18 protein-coding genes and 3 pseudogenes are annotated in these 16805 nt (G+C 49.3%); 9 read left to right on the top strand and 12 right to left on the bottom strand.

The features are described 5' to 3' along the window. Nucleotides 1-60 precede the first annotated feature (60 nt). On the bottom strand, nt 61-372 hold the full coding sequence (locus HJG54_RS06205) for a P-II family nitrogen regulator (RefSeq protein WP_316433953.1): 312 nt from the start codon (nt 370-372) through the stop codon (nt 61-63). 22 nt (nt 373-394) lie between these two features. After that, on the bottom strand, nt 395-1363 hold the full coding sequence (locus HJG54_RS06200) for a sodium-dependent bicarbonate transport family permease (protein WP_316433952.1): 969 nt from the start codon (nt 1361-1363) through the stop codon (nt 395-397). A gap of 402 nt (nt 1364-1765) precedes the next feature. Between HJG54_RS06200 and HJG54_RS06195 the strand changes: the two genes are divergently transcribed. The 4 genes and pseudogenes from HJG54_RS06195 to HJG54_RS06185 all read left to right on the top strand — a co-directional run bounded on the left by HJG54_RS06195 (nt 1766) and on the right by HJG54_RS06185 (nt 3145). Then, nucleotides 1766-2632 carry an NB-ARC domain-containing protein gene (locus HJG54_RS06195; RefSeq protein ID WP_316433950.1) on the top strand — a complete coding sequence of 289 codons (867 nt, stop codon included), beginning with the start codon at nt 1766-1768 and terminating at the stop codon, nt 2630-2632. 13 nt (nt 2633-2645) lie between these two features. Then, the gene (locus HJG54_RS06190; RefSeq protein ID WP_316433949.1) at nt 2646-2822 is read left to right on the top strand and encodes a hypothetical protein; all 177 of its coding nucleotides are present in this window, start codon (nt 2646-2648) and stop codon (nt 2820-2822) included. Further along, a pseudogene (locus tag HJG54_RS35400) lies at nt 2804-2854 on the top strand (hypothetical protein); the annotation flags it as partial. The gene HJG54_RS06190 and the pseudogene HJG54_RS35400, both read left to right, overlap by 19 nt. A 6-nt stretch (nt 2855-2860) precedes the next feature. Continuing rightward, a complete protein-coding gene (locus HJG54_RS06185; protein WP_316433948.1) occupies nt 2861-3145 on the top strand; it encodes a hypothetical protein in 285 nt (94 codons plus the stop codon). A gap of 2 nt (nt 3146-3147) precedes the next feature. On the opposite strand, the gene HJG54_RS06180 is transcribed toward HJG54_RS06185, so the two are convergent. From HJG54_RS06180 to HJG54_RS06170, 3 genes are all read right to left on the bottom strand, one after another. After that, the gene (locus HJG54_RS06180) at nt 3148-3843 is read right to left on the bottom strand and encodes a Uma2 family endonuclease (protein ID WP_316433947.1); all 696 of its coding nucleotides are present in this window, start codon (nt 3841-3843) and stop codon (nt 3148-3150) included. A gap of 53 nt (nt 3844-3896) precedes the next feature. Then, on the bottom strand, nt 3897-4661 hold the full coding sequence (locus HJG54_RS06175; RefSeq protein ID WP_316433946.1) for a peptidylprolyl isomerase: 765 nt from the start codon (nt 4659-4661) through the stop codon (nt 3897-3899). Between the two features lie 291 nt (nt 4662-4952). Continuing rightward, nucleotides 4953-5747 carry a pre-peptidase C-terminal domain-containing protein gene (locus HJG54_RS06170; RefSeq protein ID WP_316433945.1) on the bottom strand — a complete coding sequence of 265 codons (795 nt, stop codon included), beginning with the start codon at nt 5745-5747 and terminating at the stop codon, nt 4953-4955. A 400-nt stretch (nt 5748-6147) separates the two neighbouring features. On the opposite strand from HJG54_RS06170, the gene HJG54_RS06165 reads away from it, so the two are divergent. After that, nucleotides 6148-6360, top strand: a complete 213-nt coding sequence (locus tag HJG54_RS06165) for a hypothetical protein (protein ID WP_316433944.1) — start codon at nt 6148-6150, stop codon at nt 6358-6360. A gap of 226 nt (nt 6361-6586) precedes the next feature. Here HJG54_RS06165 and HJG54_RS06160 read toward each other — a convergent pair whose 3' ends face one another. Beyond that, on the bottom strand, nt 6587-6919 hold the full coding sequence (locus HJG54_RS06160) for a P-II family nitrogen regulator (RefSeq protein WP_316433943.1): 333 nt from the start codon (nt 6917-6919) through the stop codon (nt 6587-6589). Nucleotides 6920-7016: 97 nt separating this feature from the next. After that, nucleotides 7017-8240, bottom strand: coding sequence for a sodium-dependent bicarbonate transport family permease (locus HJG54_RS06155; RefSeq protein ID WP_316433942.1), 1224 nt, complete (start codon nt 8238-8240; stop codon nt 7017-7019). A gap of 612 nt (nt 8241-8852) precedes the next feature. Here HJG54_RS06155 and HJG54_RS35395 point away from each other — a divergent pair. After that, a pseudogene (locus HJG54_RS35395) lies at nt 8853-9022 on the top strand (P-II family nitrogen regulator); the annotation flags it as partial. A gap of 27 nt (nt 9023-9049) precedes the next feature. On the opposite strand, the pseudogene HJG54_RS35390 reads toward HJG54_RS35395, so the two are convergent. The 3 genes and pseudogenes from HJG54_RS35390 to HJG54_RS06140 form a co-directional block, all read right to left on the bottom strand. Continuing rightward, nucleotides 9050-9247, bottom strand: a pseudogene (locus HJG54_RS35390) (calcium-binding protein); the annotation flags it as partial. Between the two features lie 297 nt (nt 9248-9544). Further along, on the bottom strand, nt 9545-9790 hold the full coding sequence (locus HJG54_RS06145) for a hypothetical protein (protein WP_316433940.1): 246 nt from the start codon (nt 9788-9790) through the stop codon (nt 9545-9547). A gap of 102 nt (nt 9791-9892) precedes the next feature. After that, complete coding sequence (locus HJG54_RS06140; protein ID WP_316433939.1) at nt 9893-10219, bottom strand: hypothetical protein; 327 nt, start codon at nt 10217-10219, stop codon at nt 9893-9895. 226 nt (nt 10220-10445) lie between these two features. Between HJG54_RS06140 and HJG54_RS06135 the strand changes: the two genes are divergently transcribed. Next, nucleotides 10446-11087 (top strand): histidine phosphatase family protein, encoded by a 642-nt coding sequence (locus tag HJG54_RS06135; RefSeq protein WP_316433938.1) that lies wholly within the window; start codon nt 10446-10448, stop codon nt 11085-11087. Between the two features lie 62 nt (nt 11088-11149). Here HJG54_RS06135 and petH read toward each other — a convergent pair whose 3' ends face one another. Beyond that, the gene (gene petH, locus HJG54_RS06130; protein ID WP_316433937.1) at nt 11150-12373 is read right to left on the bottom strand and encodes a ferredoxin--NADP reductase; all 1224 of its coding nucleotides are present in this window, start codon (nt 12371-12373) and stop codon (nt 11150-11152) included. A 775-nt stretch (nt 12374-13148) separates the two neighbouring features. On the opposite strand from petH, the gene HJG54_RS06125 reads away from it, so the two are divergent. Then, on the top strand, nt 13149-14162 hold the full coding sequence (locus HJG54_RS06125) for a phosphoribulokinase (RefSeq protein ID WP_316433935.1): 1014 nt from the start codon (nt 13149-13151) through the stop codon (nt 14160-14162). Between the two features lie 415 nt (nt 14163-14577). Further along, the gene (locus HJG54_RS06120; protein ID WP_316433934.1) at nt 14578-15204 is read left to right on the top strand and encodes a TenA family protein; all 627 of its coding nucleotides are present in this window, start codon (nt 14578-14580) and stop codon (nt 15202-15204) included. A gap of 652 nt (nt 15205-15856) precedes the next feature. On the opposite strand, the gene HJG54_RS06115 is transcribed toward HJG54_RS06120, so the two are convergent. Beyond that, the gene (locus tag HJG54_RS06115; RefSeq protein ID WP_316433933.1) at nt 15857-16747 is read right to left on the bottom strand and encodes a formylglycine-generating enzyme family protein; all 891 of its coding nucleotides are present in this window, start codon (nt 16745-16747) and stop codon (nt 15857-15859) included. Nucleotides 16748-16805 lie beyond the last annotated feature (58 nt).

The raw sequence follows: 16805 nt of genomic DNA, 5'->3' as shown, positions 1-16805 counted from the left end.
TTAGTAATATTTAGTTGATCGAGTTGAATAAATTAACAGGTTTGACGAGATTTTCGGAGCTTACAGCGACGCCACACATTTCACCGAGCGAATTTCCATCACATCCGAGATATAGCAGGTGCCACCAAATTTATTTAGCAGTGGCCGGATATTCTCTACCACCGGCTTGATTTGCTCTGGCGCACAAAAGGCCAGGATATAGACGTTATCGAGCATGGTCATATCCAGATCCTCTGCTCCGCCCCGCAGTCCCTTACCCGCCACGTTGCGAATCACCGCATGGCCGTATACACCTGCTTGGTCTAGGCTATCCAGGATTCTGCTCAGTTCAAAGGAATTGGCAATAATTTCAATCTTTTTGACAAGATGCATGAGTTCAGCTCCACAATTCGTTTTAGGTCCACATCAGATTAATTGCATACAGGTATAGCGGAATTCCCACAATAATATTGAATGGAAACGTTACCGCTAAGGCAGTTGATACGTAGAGGCTGGGGTTGGCTTCTGGTACGGTCAGCCGCATCGCTGCTGGAACCGCAATGTAGGAAGCACTGGCGCAAAGCACCGCAAACAAAAGCGCATCTCCCCTAGGCATGCCAATAAATTTAGCAATCAGTAACCCAATCCCTGCATTCACTATTGGAATCAGTATGGCAAATAAGATCAGGAAACCGCCGGTTTTTTGTAAGTCTTTAATTCTACGGGCCGCCACTAGCCCCATATCGAGCAGAAAGAAAGTGAGAATGCCGTAGAACAAGCCCTGTGTGAAGGGTTCCAGCACCTGCCAGCCATGCTCTCCGGTCAATACACCAATCAGCAAACTGCCGACCAAGAGAAACACCGAGCTGTTGAGAAACGCTTCTTGTAGCACCTCCGGCCAGGAAAAATCCCGCTTGCCATCTACAGTAAACAGATTCACTAGAATCAGCCCTACAATAATGGCTGGCGATTCCATCAGGGCCAGGGCAGCCACCATGTAGCCATCAAAATCGATGCTTAGCTCGGTGAGAAAAGCGCTAGCCGTAATGAACGTGACCGCACTAATTGAACCGTAGGTCGCCGCAATTGCTGCCGCGTCGTAGGTATCCAGCTTCAGTCGCAGAATAAAGAAGGTATAAATTGGCACAAAACAGGCCATGATCATGGCTGCCAGCAGGGTCAGGATGACTTCCTGCGTAATGCCGCTTTTGATTAGCTCGACGCCGCCCTTAAACCCAATCGAAAATAGTAAATACAGCGAGAGCAGCTTAGGAAAAGGAGCGGGCACCTCTAAATCGGACTTGACGAACACAGCCGTCATGCCCAAAAAGAAGAACAAAATAGGTGGGTTCAGGATGTTGGATAGAATCAGGTTGGTATCCATGTCTATCCCTCCTCATACCGAGAAAACCGAAGCTTAAGAAAACTTTGCATTGTAAAAAACATACCGAGTTGTTGACTCATGATGTATCGCGTACAGTTACCTTATGTCAATCAGGTATGCAGTATTTTCGAGCTGTTTAATAGAACTAGACCAATAGAAACTCAGAGGGTGCAACAGATGGAGTGAGGCTAGGAACTAGTTTTTAACTGGATCCTGGGCTAGTTGGCCGGCTGCTACTCAGTTAACTGAGTCGATCAGCTCGCAATCAAAAGCAAACAATCTATTGAATCCGGTATGACAAAATACTTCATATAAAAACATGTAATTTAATATGGTTGCCAGTCGGACTGATGTTGTTTGAGCTGCAATCAGAACTGCAATCGGGATGGTAGGGCGGTAAAGATGAACTTCCAGCAAGGACTTGAAATTGTCAATCAGGTAATGCTTGCCGACATGGGCAGGCCATTAACCGAAGTTGAAATTGCCCTCCTGACCGGCGCATGGCATGACTATACCTACGAGCAAATCGCTGCAGCCTCTGGCTATTCCCTTAATTATCTGCAACGAGATGCTGGTCCCAAATTTTGGAAACTGCTGAGCCAGGTTTTTGACCGCAAACTCAACAAAACTACAGTTTGGGCGGTTTTAGAAAGGTTTGAGTTCACTCTGCAGCAAGCACAAAGCTCTACTGTTTCAAGTGCTCAGCTAGATCCTACTCCCAGTTCAGCTAGCGCCCCTGCACCCCCCACTCTACCGTCGCCCCCTGCACCTCAACCGTTGCAACCCAACTCCGCAGAAGCGAGCCATACCACTCAACGCTCGCAAATCTCTGCTCTACAGCAGGCTGCTCTTAAACCGCCTCCCGGCCTGATTGCTACCGACTGGAGTGAAGCGGTTGATGTGTCAGTCTTCTATGGCCGCATCGAAGAGTTAAATACCCTCAGGAAATGGATTTTGCAGGAGCACTGCCGTTTGATTGCGCTGTTGGGTATGGGTGGAATTGGCAAGAGTTCGCTGGCGGCCAAAATCGCGCATCAGCTGCAAGATCAGTTCGAGTATGTGGTGTGGCGATCGCTGCGGGATGTCCCCCCACTGCCCACCCTGCTGGCCGATCTGGTGCAGTTTCTGTCCAATCAACAGGAAACCCAGGCTACCCTGCCCCGCCTGCTGCACTATCTGCGCATCCACCGCTGTCTGCTGATTTTCGACAACGTGGAAACGTATTTTCCAGGAAGGCGACCGAGCCGGCTACTGTCAGCCCGATTATGAGCCGTATGGTGACTTGTTTAAGCTGTTGGGGGAAGCCTCTCACCAAAGCTGTTTGCTGCTCACTAGTCGGGAAAAGCCAGCCGAAGTGGGGGCGCTAGAAGGCAGTGGGGTGCGGTCGCTGCATTTGACTGGTTCAGCGGAAGCGGCCTTGGCCCTGATCGAATCTAGGGGATTACAAGGCGGACAGTAGCCTTCAGCCCAGATAGAGCGAGGCTGGCGGGTGGAGGTGTGGATCCAACAATCAAGCTCTGGAATCCCGCGACTGGAGAATGCCTGAGTGCCCTGCGGGGTCACGATAACTGGGTGCGAGCAGTGGCTTGGAGTCCAGACGGGCGAACTCTGGCTAGCAGCAGTGCCGATTGCACGATTCGACTGTGGAATCCGGTTAGGAGCAGTACCGAAAATATCCTTCGCGCTGAACGCCCCTATGAAGGTATGAACATCACTGGCGTGACTGGGCTAACAGAAGCGCAGAAAATGACCCTCAAGGCGTTAGGTGCGATCGAATCCTAGCCCTACACCTGATCCGGGTCAATGCCGAGGCTTCTCAAGTGTGCGGCTAAGCGCTCTGCCCGTTGCCGCTCCTGCTCTAGCTGCTGTTCGGTTTGCTCTAGCTGCTGTTCGGCCTGCTCTGCCTGTTGAGCGATTTCGACATAGGTGAGAAACCGCTTGCCATCTGGACGATAGATTTGTAGTTCCTCGCCAGATAGGTCGAACCGAATGCCCAGACGGGGACTGGTCCACTGGTCAATTGGGTCAATAATATCTAACTGTTCGCCCTTGCGACACCAGCCGCTCAAATCCTTCTTATCGGGATCATAGAGGTAATATTCTTCGACACCGTAGCGGTTGTAGAATACCAGCTTTTTATTCATCTCGGTCTGGGTATTGCTGGGAGAGAGAATCTCAAACACAACCTGCGGCGCAATATTGCCCTCTTCCCACTGCCGGTAGGAGCCGCGGTCGCCCTTGGGTCTGCCAAATACCACCATTACATCTGGAGCCTGACAGGTTTTGTTATCTCCCTCAACCGGGTACCAAAGCAAATCGCCAGCTACAAACACATCAGCGATCGCGGCAAACAGCCATTCCAGGTTCTGCTGAATCACCACAATCCAGCGAAACTGTTTAGTGTTATCCGACATGGGCCGTCCATCGCTTTCGGGGTAAGTAATCTCCGGTTTGAGGACAGGCTGCAATTGAGATGTCATGGCACAACCCTCACCGAGGTAGCTTAGATCCAACTATAGCGCCTTTAAGCCTGCTATGCTGCTTGCTTTTGCTCGGCTCTCACGCCCATCCAAATCTGCTCTAACGGTGGAAGCTGGCGAATTTGCTGTTGAAACCAAGTTTCAAACTGTTCCTGCAATAAACGCTGACGCATGGCTGCATCTAACTGGGCTGGCATTTGTTTTTCAACCCGAACAATAATCTGCCATTCGCCCAGAGGAATTGGCGGCTGGACTTCCCCGACTGGCAGACCAGAGAGTAACTGAGCAAACTGGATTGAAAGGCTACCCAACTCAACCGGGCCGAGCAGACCACCTGTAGCAGCTTCCGGACCTTCAGAGTAGTAACGAGCTAATTCGGCAAAGGATTCCTCTCCTTCTCGAATGCGGAAGTACAGCTCGTTTGCAAAATCGTGATCCGTAACGCGCAATAGGGAGTAGATGACCTGGTCTAATTGGGTTTTACGTTTGAGAAAATAGGATTCCAGTTTGTGCCCCCAGGTAATTTGCTTAAATTTCTCTACCCTGAGTGTTCGAGTCACTAAATGGTCTAACTGTACTGCCGTTAACCCGTAGTAAGATTGCCACTGCTGTCGTTCATCCTCTGAAGTAATCCCCCATTGCCAATCAAACTCTCGATAGGCTACTGCGACTTCCTCGGTTGTGCATTCAATTGTCGCAGTCGCTTGATCAATGAGCGATTCACACAGCAATTGTGGAATAAGTTGATAGCGAGTCAACAGAGAAATAATTTCTTCGGCATTGATTATATGATTGTTGAGTTGTAGAACTTGTGCCATTGTGATGATGCTCCTAGTCATACATGGAATAAATTGCCATTGATTCTTCTCCGTGAATTTGGAACTAAGGACAATAGTTTAGAAAGACAAAACCGCAAACTTTCAATGACTTGGTGATTCAACAGCAAGCTCGCGGTGTCGCCAAAAAAACTCAAAATCTAAAGGCTACAAAACTTTCTACCAAGGCTGGTGGAGCAGGAGACTTTCTACACAAGTGTATATATAAGAATATATACGAGTCATATCGGTCCCCTTAGCTCCTCCTGTAACCCTAATATTGAAGAATTCGTACTAGCTGAACGAAGTTCCCTTGTGGTCCATGGTCAGGTTGTAGTTGGTGTTGCCGCTGAATTGGTAAACCTGAAAATAGTAATTGCCGGAACTCAGAGAGGCAGAAATCTTTTCGGCTGAAATACCGCCTGCCATTGAGCTAGCAATCACCTCACCGCGATCGACGATGCGATTATTATTCGAGTCCCTGACCAAACGCATATCAGCATTATTGCTCAGCCCATTCAGGATGAAATCCACCTTAGTACGCTGAAATAGTGGTGCTGACACCGAAAAAGCGTAGGTATTCGTGGTGTTAGCGTCGCTCACAGAGCTGTTAAAGCTGCGATCGCTCACTAATCTGCCCACAGCTACCTCTTTTGGCAACAGGTTACTAGCACGGTCGTAGCTGCTGCCATTTGACAGGGTGCCAGAAAGATCTAGATGGTAGGTAGTACCTGAACCATAGTTATAAACTCTGGCAAAATAGGTGCCTCCGGTTGCTGCGCCCCGATAGTTAATCGACTCGTCGCTGTTGCCTGGATTGCCCGAAGAGGCCAACAGTCCTTGAGCTTGATCTGTAGCATCCCATCTACCATTACCGTTGACATCTCGATATAATTGCAGCGTTGCGTTTTGTCCCGATGCAATATCGCGCAATGTCAGGTTGATGTTTCGACCTTGATTATCGATACTGAATTTGTAGATATCTTCTGGACCGTCGCTGAATATATCATCGCCATTTTTAGCTGTGCCAACATAATCAGTCCAAGTAATAGGGGTTAAACCAATTCGACCAACGTTAATCTCAGGCATGAGTGTTTCTTCTTGAGGTGTTAAGCGGAATACAGTGAAAGCAAACCACAGCAAATCTCAGCCATCCTGCCCGTGGCAGTGGATTAAAAGAGCTGCAAGGCTGCAAAACCAGAGAGATTCAAAAATTTGAACTGCGGAGGCTTTATTTCTAGAACTGGAAGAGATTCACTGGTTCACTCCGCGTGGTTTTGATTCGGCTTGGTTGCCTTCACACTTACTAAGATAGGCGGAATTTTTGTCGCTGTCTTTACAGAAAAGTATGGAGTTAGAGTATGTAAAGGATTTTGGAAGGTATGAACCAACCTCAGAAAAGTATGGTTTGATCAGAATACGGTGCTGGCAATCCGGAAAGAATACCTGATGTAATGAAATTACTAGGTTGCAAATTAGCAGAATCAAAATGGATATAACTCAAGCCCTTGAAGTTATTAGTGCAGAGATGTCCGCTCAAATTGACAGATCGCTTTCAGAGGCAGAAATTGCTCTGCTAGTCGGCGCTTGGGAAAATCAGACCTATGAACAAATTGCTGAAGCGTCAGGTTATTCGCTCATTTATCTACAGCGGGATGTGGGCCCTAGATTCTGGAAGTTACTCAGAGCGATAAATGGTTAACATGGAAGTGTAGCCATTTCAGTCAGACACTATGAAACTGAAAGACGCTCGCCATCTCTCTGCTGATGTCCGAGAAGCCTTGGGTGATGCTGGTTTTTTGGCGTCGCTTCATTCGTCAGATTCCTGACAAAGTTGTTCTTATGAAACTCAAGTCCCGCAGGCAAGAAATACGGCTACTAGAAAGCCGGGGCATGACCCCGGCTTTCTAGGTCTGCGTCGTTTCGATTCAACAGCCATCTGGCCCACAGAAACTGTGCCCGTACAGTACCTCTGCATCACAGATATAGATAATGCCCGCAAAATCGAGGAAAAACTTCACTGCGACCTGGTCGGCAATATTCTCGGCCATATCCCGATCCGGGGTGAGCACCTCGAACTTTATATTCGCCTGAGTGTCAGAAACGCTCGGTTGTCCCGACGAGCGCACGTTGCGACTACCTTTACCGCCAGTCTCTAACACCGTATAACCAGTCGCCCCGGCTTCTTCAATGATCTGGGCGATCTTTTTCAGCAGAATCTTTTCCGTGACGATGACAAGCTTTTTGGCTGGCTTGGCCATGTTGGTTACCTCTTTACCTACGTACATTGATCTTATATGTTGAGTTGCTTGGTCTGCCGAGTCAAGAGAGTGCCGACAGACCGCGACCCATCTGGGATTAGAGGCCGCCTATCGCCTGGGCAAGCCCGACGAAGAACGGTATACACAAGCCGATTGCAATCGGTGTACCGATGGCTGTGGATGCACCAATATAGGCGGAGGGATTGGCCGACGGGATACCGGCTCGCAGTGTGGGCGGACCTGAAATGTCTGAACTGGAGGCGGCGATGACGGCCAGAACCACGACACCGCCCATGCTGAATCCTGTGGCGTAGTGGGCAATCATACCGAGACCGAAAGCGATGAGTCCATGCACAAACGGTGCCATCACGCTATACACGACGTACCACTGGGCCACCTTGCGCAATTCGCCAATCCTTGACCAAGCTTCCATACCCATGACCAGCATCAAGATCGAAAGCAAGCCGCGGAAGAGGGGATCGTAGAAGTTTTCATAGACACTTTCTGGCCGAGCGAGCAGGCCAAGAGCAAGGCCGAGCAACATTGCCGATAGGGCAGGCCCCTGGAGGCTTTCCTGCACGATTGGCCATATCTTGACCCGATTATCCGCAGGCCCCTTCTTCCTGCTGCGATACTCTTGTCGGCTGCTGGGATAATCACCTGCAGGACTGGGAGACGTGCCTGCGGGACTGGAATAATCGCCTGTGGTACTGAAAGACGTGCCTGCGGGGAGAGATGCGCCTGCGGGACTGAGAGACGGGCCTGCGGTACTGGTATATTCTCCTGCGGTACTGGGATACTCCTGCTTACTGAGATACTCGTCTGCCTTACGCTTCTTTCTGTTGAGATAAATGTTGGCCACCACAATCGCAGTTACGAGTGCTGGGATATCCATGAAGGGATAGAGTGCGCCAGCCCATGCCTCGTATCGGATGTTTTGTTCTTCCAGGAGCGTCAGGGCGGCGGCCATGGTAGAGCCACTCACAGCACCGAACAAACCCCCAGTCGCAATTGCATCCACGGTTTTGACCTTCGGCAGCTTGGCCAACGTAAAGCGCGCGATGAATACAATCAGAATCCCTACTGCTACAGAAAACAGTGCGGGTAAAATCATCTCCGTCAAGTTGGAATTGCGGATCGCAATACCACCGGTCAGACCGATTTTAGTGAGCAGCATGAAGATGATGATCTTACAAATCGACTCTGGAATTACCAATTGGCTACCAAGGGCAGCAATGACCATGCCACCAATCAAAAAGCTGAGTGTTGGGGACTGCAACTGCTTCACGAAGTCCATCAAGAAATAAGACAAGAAATCCACTAATACTTCCCTCCCCTCCTCTAACGAGGAACGATTATTGTGATAAGTGAGCTTTAAAGAGTACGGGTGAAACGCTTCACCCGTACAGCACAGGCGTTATGCGAGAACCTGCCGAGAGCATGAGCAGGGATGGCCGCTCTCCCAACGGGGTTACACGATGATAGCTGTGCTGTACTACTTCTCATAGATTCTTATCTATCAAGATTCGAATCTCTATGCATTTAAGTCTATTCTGAAATGGACAAATTTTTGCGCTCCCTAACATGTGATTTGAAACGCAATATTAAATGCAAATCATAAGGTTTTCTTTTTTGTTTGGCGCTCCCCGCCTCTAGTTCGTGTGAATTGCGATCGCTCTCTGCGCAACAATCCCATTGAGCTGCTTTCGTTGAATTGATTTGAATTTATAGATACTTAATAGATATAAGTCTATACTTCAAGCAAATACCATATTTTTAAGTTTATGCAATGCTTGGCAATAAGCAGCATTTGATTGCCTCAAACTTGCTGAACCTTTTGATAGCCGAAACCTATAATCCGCTATGGTTCAAGGTAAAATCATAGAGTTTTGTCTTTGATTGTTGCAACAGAACGCATCAAGAGGTAATCCACATGACCCAGCGAGCCAACAAGCTCGTCATCGTCATGGAAAAGTTACTGCTGAACATGATCGTCAAGATCATCGATGAAGCCGGGGCTACCGGCTTACGGTGGTGGAAGCTGGTGGTAAAGGCAGTCGCAACGTGTGCTCGTCGGGACAAACTACCATTGCCGCCGTCGAGCCAATCGTTACCATTAAATCCGTTTAGCGTATCGAGGTCTGCACCGCCGTAAAGCCAGTCCTCACCAATTCCACCATCAATTTGATCATTGCTAGCTTCACCATATATAAGGTCATTGCCAACTTCACCATACAAACTGTCTTGACCCTCTCGTCCAAAGATTGTATCGCCATCATCTCCACCAAAGACGTAATCATTTCCAGCCGCCGCATCGATAATATCGAATCCCCCATTCCCCTAATCACGTCTGCCTCTGCAAAACCAGACAGAAAGTTGCTGTTGTTGTCGCCGTTGATTTGTGCCATTGTTGCATCTCGTTGTTGAGTGAGGTTGCTTGCTTGGGGCATGGCTCTGCCATGCATGCATTTCGCCGTATCGATTTACTTGTTCAGCATCTCTTGGCGCGATTTTTCGAAGCGTCCATTGAGTTTGTTTATCACTTCTCGCGTGATTCCTCGAATTGTGAATTCAGTTTATTCATTTGCTGTTCCCGTGATTCTTGAAAGCGTTCGTTTAATTTGTTCATTGTCTGCTCGCGCGATTCCTCAAATCTTTGGTTGAGCTTTTCATCACTTGCTCACGTGATTTCTCAAACCGAGAATTCAACTTTTCGATCGTTTCTTGGCGTGACTTATCGAATCGCTGTTCAGCTTTATTCATCACCTGTTCTCGCGATGCTTCAAAGCGTCCGTTCAGGGCTGATACAGGCAAGCTATACAAGTTCATCAATGCGATTGTAGACAATGCTGCGAAAATTGAGCGTTGCATAGAATATGCTCCTAGTTCGTTAAAGTGAATGATTCGTAATAAATAACTCGTAACAACTGTGAATCAAAAATCCAGAATCAACTAGCCAATTCGCTCAGCCTATTAGTGGTAGCGGCGCTCAAGCCACACTCGCACCTCGTTCTCGTTGAAAAACACCGCCTCTCGCTGAGTTTCAGGGTCATACACTCGCCAGATTTCTCCACGCTGATCGCACTCATAGTGAATCACGGGTTCACTGGGATGAATCAAACTGCCAATCAAAGTAGATACAATAGCGTCTAACCATGCGGAAAGTTTGGCGGAAGCTGACGGGATAGATGATTGTTTGCCGTTCCAATATCGTTGCCTAGTTCTTGGTTGGGCTTGCGTCTTGCTTGCCTTGACATCTACTACGATAGGCGAAGCTTGAGTCTGTGTCTTTACAGGCAAGTATGGACTTGGAGTATGCAAACCGATTGCAAGGTATGGTGCGACTTCAGAAAAGTATGGTTTGCGTTCACTCCCTCCTTAGCAATCCAGAAACCTGACTCCGTCTGGTGAAGTTACCAAGCTATTGCCTGCCGAGATTGGTGCAGGTTGATACCCCTAGCATCTGAAGTTCCCATCTGTCGTATCGTATTGAGGAGTATCAGTTTCAGTTGTTGTAGCGAAACTTATGGGGCGACGAATCTACTTGGTGCGACACGGACAGGCTGCCTACGCCAATACCGAACCGAAAGATGTCCATGGCTATCTAACCGATTTGGGCCAGCAGCAAGCCCTGTTAACTGCCGAGCGCCTATCTCAGTTGCCCATCAGCAAGATCCATCACAGCGACCTGCATCGAGCTTGTCAAACGGCAGAACTGATTGGCTCGAAACTACCGGCTGCTGTCTTGCAAGCATCGCCGCTGCTGAGGGAATGCATTCCTTGCTTGCCGGTTCAGCCAGCCGCCTGGATGGCTGAGATTCCACTTGAGACAATCGCTGAACACGAACGCCGAGTGGAAAGAGTATTTCATTATTACTTTACTGAACCTTTGGCTGAGTCCTTGGCTAAGCCTTCTGAAGCTGAGTTTGCTAAAACTGCGAATGCTGAATTTGTAAATACCGAACAACATGAAGTCATCGTTTGCCACGGTAATTTGATCCGCTATTTGGCCTGTCGAGCCATGCGCATTTCACCGGAGTATTGGACTCATCTAGATAATCACAACTGTGGTGTCAGTGAGATCTCAATCAAGGACGATGATCAAACTATGCTGATTTCGCACAACGATACGGGTCACTTACCCTACTCGATGCGGACGTTTGTTTAACAAAAAACCAGGAGAACGAATTCCCCTGGTAATGAATTGAGCTAAATTTGGCTTGGCAATTTCTAGTAAGTTTCCACGTGCCAGCGTTCTTTAATCGAGCGCTGATACTCCTTCCAGGTAATGCCTTCTTTGGCGGCGGCAGTTGCCATTGCCTCATCGATGCCGTCTTCCATGCCCTTCAAACCGCAGATGTAGGTATGAGTTTTCTCCTGCTTCACCAGGTTCCAGATCTCATCCGCATGTTCTGCTACCCGATGCTGAATGTACATTCTGCCGCCCTCTGAGTTTTGCTGCTCGCGGCTGATAGCGTAGGTGATACGGAAGTTGTCGGGGTACTTGCGCTGCAATTCCTCCAACTCCTCTTTGTAGAGAATGTTGGGTGTGGTGGGAATACCAAAAATCAACCAGGCAAAGCCCTTAAACTGGTAGTCAGGATTTGCTGCTTTTTCGGCATCTTTGAACATGCGCCAGAGGTAGGCCCGGAAAGGAGCAATACCCGTCCCGGTTGCCATCATGATAATGTTGGCCTCTGGATCATCGGGTAGCAGCATTTCCTTACCAACGGGTCCCGTGATCTTGACATCCGCATCCTTTTCCAGATTGCACAGGAAGGTGGAGCAGACTCCGTAAACGGTTTCGCCGGTTTCAGGATGCTTGTACTCTAATTGACGCACGCAAAGAGAAACGGTTTTATCATCCACATCGTCGCCGTGGCGCGTTGAGGCAATTGAGTACAGACGAATCTTGTGGGGTTTGCCGTTGGCATCGGTGCCATCTGGAATAATGCCAATGCTCTGACCTTCGAGATAGCGCAGATCACCTCCCGAGATATCGAACTTGAGGTGACGCACCGTGCCAATGCCGCCTTCACCTACAAGCTCTTCGTTGGACAGACACTTGCCGATGTAGGGATTATTTGGTCGGTAGATGTTGACAGGAACATCAGTCCGCTTTGCTGGTTTTTCTTTCGCTTGAGTCATGGGTTTACTTGCCTCTGCTGACTGAACAGGTTGGGGTTCAGTGCGGGAGGAAACCTGACCGTTGCTGGCGCTAGTGCCATCGTATGGGCGAATACTGACAATCCTGCCACCGAGGCGAGCGATTCGCTGCATTTCCTGATTCATGCGGGAGTAAGGCACCGTAATAAACAGGTTGCCACTCCGACGAATCGGGTAGCCCATTTTGTCAGTTTCTCCGTTTTGGCGTAGACACTCTACTTCATAGATGAAAAGGCGGCTACCATAAGCTGTGCTGGCAACACCACCCGCTGCGCTTGGATTGTACATTGCTAATCGATTCTTCTCCTAACCCTATTAATTCGGCGCAAAGCGCCATTTTCACCACACCATGCCTAGATCAACGATGCCTTCGCTTGGCTTTGGCTTAGCCTTGACTTAGCTCTAGCTCAGCTCTAGCTCGTTTCCTTAGACTAGTGTGTACTAGCGTAGCATTGCCAAAGTCTTCCTCAAACACACCAAGGAGGTCAGATTTAAGAATGGTCTGACCCCATACCCCTGCATCACCATACTCAGGACTTTAATGGCAAGACTGTCAAAAACAATCCATTTTTAGATTGATTTCAGAGTTGTAGTATCCAATCATACAAAAACAACCCATTTTGTTATTTATCACACCTATAAGCAAAGCAAATATTCTGACTCCTGACTCCTGTATTCTGACTCCTAAACTCCCAATTCTCAACGCTTCACTTCTGGCCCCTCTTGCCCTTAGCATAAAGTGGGGATCGCCAAAGTAATTTCCAGCCCTACCTTGTAGTGGGGATCACGTTTTGGTAGAATTCCAAGTAACGGATAGGATTAAATACCTATCTAGTTTTGGAGTAGGTTGCGACCCGGACTGGATGATTGGCGACCTGTTCCAGGTTGCTTTTAATCCTGCTCGGGCTGCTTAAGATTGCGGCTTTTAGCAGTGCTGAGTTCTCTAGGCAAGCAAGCAGCTAATTATAGCGGCTAGTTATGAGGAACCTCCAACCAGAGGAACCGTTTTCTTAAAAGTTTAAATTCATATTGATGCAGTTGTTTTAGACCATAGAGGAACCCTATGACCAGTAAGCCAGACCGTGTGGTCTTGATCGGTGTTGCCGGAGACTCCGGATGCGGTAAGTCAACCTTTCTTCGCCGCCTTGCCGATTTGTTTGGTGAAGAGTTGATGACTGTTATCTGCTTAGACGACTACCACAGTCTGGATCGTAAGCAGCGCAAGGAAGTAGGCGTCACCGCACTCAACCCCAAGGCCAATAATTTTGACCTGATGTACGAGCAGGTGAAAGCGCTCAAAGCAGGTCAGGAAGTTATGAAGCCGATCTACAACCACGAAACCGGCACCATCGATCCACCAGAGCGGATTGTGCCCACGCCGATTGTGGTAATTGAGGGTCTGCATCCGATGTACGATGAGCGTGTCCGCTCGCTGTTGGATTTCAGCGTTTACCTCGACATCGATGATGAGGTGAAAATTGCCTGGAAGATCCAGCGTGACATGGCCGAGCGGGGTCACACCTACGAAGATGTTTTGGCCCAAATCGAATCTCGCCGCCCCGATTTCAATGCCTACATCGATGTGCAAAAACAGTATGCCGATGCGGTGATTCAGGTACTACCCACCAAGCTAATTCCCAACGACACCGAGCGGAAGGTACTGCGAGTGCGGTTGGTGCAAAAAGATGGGGTGGAGGGCTTCGAGCCAGTCTACCTGTTCGACGAAGGATCGACGATTGACTGGATTCCCTGCGGACGCAAGCTGACCTGCTCCTATCCGGGTATCCGCATGTTCTATGGCCCCGATACCTACTACGGCAACAGCGTATCGATCCTGGAAGTAGATGGCCAGTTCGATCGCCTCGAAGAAATGATCTATATTGAGAGCCACCTCAGCAACACCTCCACCAAGTACTACGGTGAAATGACCGAGCTGCTGCTGAAGCACAAAGAATATCCTGGCTCCACCAACGGTACCGGCCTGTTCCAAGTCTTGGTTGGTCTAAAAATGCGTGCTACCTACGAACGCCTTGTCGGCGGTGAAGCCAAACTAGCTGCCAAAGCCGTCAGCAACTAGACCGACTCAAAAATGAATCAAACAGGGGTGTTGCACAACAATGCCCCCTTTTTTTTGAGTTTTGAGTTTTGAGTTTTGAGTTTTGAGTTTTGAGTTTTGAGTGACAGAATCTGTATGAGGCAGACAGTTACATGTTGTCACCTGTAGCCAACCAAAGGAAGGTAAGTAGATCAGCATCATTCACAACATCATTCATTACAGATCCGTAATGCCAGCCTCTCGCTAGATTAAGCCAGATGCCCACACTCCATCTGCTGTTTAATTGGGTTGTCCTACTTAATACAAGCCCTATCTCCTCAAAACTCCCCCCTCACCCTCTCCCCGAACTCAAAACTCAAAACTCAAAACTCAAAACTCAAAACTCAAAACTCAAAACTCAAAACTCAAAACTCAAAACTCCCCCTTCCCCTCCCCCATGTCTCTCTCCGCGACCCTCTGGCAAGCCAATCAAGATCTAGCAACAGCCTGTCTCCAGCATCCGTTTGTGCAGGGCATCGGCGATGGCAGCTTGCCAAAAACCAAATTTGCCTATTACGTCGGGCAGGATGCGTTTTTTTTGGAAGCGTTTGCTCGCGCCTATAGCGTAGCTGCTGCGAAAGCGCCCGATTGGTCAGGATTTACGGTGTTTCACGAGCTAGCAGGAGGCGTGTTACAGGAACTCAAGCTGCATCAGGGGTATGCCACACAGTGGGGCGTGGATTTGCAGACCGTGAAACCGGGTGCCGCCACCCGACGCTATACAGATTTTTTGCTGGCGACGGTCTGGAGCCAGGATGTGGGGGTGACGGCGGCGGCGATGCTGCCCTGCATGAAGCTTTATGCCTTTTTGGGCCAACAGCTGGCTATCAACGGCATTCCAACCCATGCCTACAGCGACTGGATTCGCACCTACAGCAGCGACGAGTTTGAACCGTTGGCGCAGCAGTTAGCCGAACTAGCCGACCGCTATGCCACCCTGACGCCCCTAGTGCAGTCCACCTACCGCTATGCCATGCAGTGCGAGCTAGACTTCTTTGCTGCTGCATTTCAAGGGGCCAAATGATTTTTGGTGTGCTTTATTTTGCCAACCAATTTTCTCTGGTCAAAGTGGAAATCTTTCTCAAGATCAGCAGGATTAGCCAACTGAACTGATAAGTTGAAGACATAACAAAATCACAAACTGTGCTGAAGGAGCGTTATACCGCTGTGGCTCCTTACTGCGTTTCGAAGGAGAGCGACGTCAGAGATGCAGTCAGCATTATTATTTGTGACATCATCTGGGCTACATTGACTTGGCTAGATCAATCGCTTTGACATTGATGACGTTGATGACTTTGATGTTGATGACTTTAGATATACAGCGTTTTCACTCATGTGAGGTATAGGGGCGTGGGGGCACTGCCCCTGCACCCCGTTTTTCGTACTTCACTAGCCTGAAAAAGGCTGTAGACAACTTGGCCCAAATCTGGCCTAACGGATTGTGATATGAATGACTTTGACCTAAACGGCTGTGGAGTTTCTGTCGCTTCCTCCACTTTGTCGCAACCAACGGAAGGCGCAACCCTTCACCAGAGCGGTCAGAGGTTGTGGACGTTTAGGATCAATCCTTATTTAAGCTGCCCTACTCTTGTTCAACTTACGGCCTTTTTCAGGCGAGGTTCAGGGGCACTGCCTCTGCACCCCTTATACTTCACATAAGCATTCACCCTCAGATTTCACATAGGCAAGCCATCACTCACTACGCGGAACCCCACATCGTAGAGTTGAGCGTCGGCATCTAATTTATTACGAAAGGCAGAACGGCAGGCATTGGGGCTGCTATTCCAGGACCCACCCCGCAGGATTCGCTGTTGGCCGTCGGCTTCAGTCCAAGCGCTGCCGTCGGTAGGGGCACCTTCGTAGCTACGATGCCAGCAATCTTGGCACCATTCCCGGACTTGGCCGTGCATGTCGTATAGGCCGAAGGTATTGGCGCTGCCCAGCTCCCCGACCTTGGTGGTTTCACGGCGATCGACGCCTTCTGGTCCCTGGCCGTAAGCTCCTTTGCTGCAAATCTTGCCCTGATAGTCCCAGTTGACGCCAGAGTAGTTGGCCAGATCGGTGGTGAGGGTTTCGCCAAAGTAGAAGGGCGTAGTAGTGCCAGCTCGACAGGCATATTCCCACTCAGCTTCGCTGGGCAGACGGTAGGAGCGGCCTGTGTGGTGCGATAAGCGTAGGCAAAACTCGATAGCCTCATACCAGGAGACCTGCTCAACTGGACGGTTTTCCTCGACGAAGCAGGCGGGATGACTAGCTAACGGTTGATTGACTAGCGGGAGGGCTGCCACTGCACGCCACTGGGCCTGCGTCACCGGGTATTTGCCGATCCAAATGGGATTGAGGTTGACCGTATGTTGCGGCCCCTGACTGGGGTGCCAACCCGGTTCAGTTTTCGGTGCTCCCATCAGGAAGGAACCGGCTGGAATCGCCACTAGTTCTAAACTGACACCGTTGACTAATTCGCAGTAAACCTGGGCTGATTGGGACTGTTGAGATTGCGGCTGCCCACGCGGATCCACCGTCAAGATATTAAACTGAACGACTGATAATTGGGGTAGTGAGGTCATCGAACCGACCGGCTGTTTGTCTACGGCGATTGTAGACGCAAAGCGGCTCCGCTAAGCG

The organism is Leptolyngbya sp. NK1-12 (assembly GCF_032598965.1).
GTDB lineage: Bacteria > Cyanobacteriota > Cyanobacteriia > Elainellales > Elainellaceae > Elainella.
Note: the sequence above shows the minus strand (reverse complement) of the source record. Positions and strands in the feature narration are given on the sequence as shown.

What these genes read in the sequence shown, in the direction of transcription:
- HJG54_RS06205 (WP_316433953.1), bottom strand. Translation starts at nt 372, where the DNA reads ATGCATCTTGTCAAAAAGATTGAAATTATTGCCAATTCCTTTGAACTG.
- HJG54_RS06200 (WP_316433952.1), bottom strand. Translation starts at nt 1,363, where the DNA reads ATGGATACCAACCTGATTCTATCCAACATCCTGAACCCACCTATTTTG.
- HJG54_RS06195 (WP_316433950.1), top strand. Translation starts at nt 1,766, where the DNA reads ATGAACTTCCAGCAAGGACTTGAAATTGTCAATCAGGTAATGCTTGCC.
- HJG54_RS06180 (WP_316433947.1), bottom strand. Translation starts at nt 3,843, where the DNA reads ATGACATCTCAATTGCAGCCTGTCCTCAAACCGGAGATTACTTACCCC.
- HJG54_RS06175 (WP_316433946.1), bottom strand. Translation starts at nt 4,661, where the DNA reads ATGGCACAAGTTCTACAACTCAACAATCATATAATCAATGCCGAAGAA.
- HJG54_RS06170 (WP_316433945.1), bottom strand. Translation starts at nt 5,747, where the DNA reads ATGCCTGAGATTAACGTTGGTCGAATTGGTTTAACCCCTATTACTTGG.
- HJG54_RS06165 (WP_316433944.1), top strand. Translation starts at nt 6,148, where the DNA reads ATGGATATAACTCAAGCCCTTGAAGTTATTAGTGCAGAGATGTCCGCT.
- HJG54_RS06160 (WP_316433943.1), bottom strand. Translation starts at nt 6,919, where the DNA reads ATGGCCAAGCCAGCCAAAAAGCTTGTCATCGTCACGGAAAAGATTCTG.
- HJG54_RS06145 (WP_316433940.1), bottom strand. Translation starts at nt 9,790, where the DNA reads ATGCAACGCTCAATTTTCGCAGCATTGTCTACAATCGCATTGATGAAC.
- HJG54_RS06135 (WP_316433938.1), top strand. Translation starts at nt 10,446, where the DNA reads ATGGGGCGACGAATCTACTTGGTGCGACACGGACAGGCTGCCTACGCC.
- petH (WP_316433937.1), bottom strand. Translation starts at nt 12,373, where the DNA reads ATGTACAATCCAAGCGCAGCGGGTGGTGTTGCCAGCACAGCTTATGGT.
- HJG54_RS06125 (WP_316433935.1), top strand. Translation starts at nt 13,149, where the DNA reads ATGACCAGTAAGCCAGACCGTGTGGTCTTGATCGGTGTTGCCGGAGAC.
- HJG54_RS06120 (WP_316433934.1), top strand. Translation starts at nt 14,578, where the DNA reads ATGTCTCTCTCCGCGACCCTCTGGCAAGCCAATCAAGATCTAGCAACA.
- HJG54_RS06115 (WP_316433933.1), bottom strand. Translation starts at nt 16,747, where the DNA reads ATGACCTCACTACCCCAATTATCAGTCGTTCAGTTTAATATCTTGACG.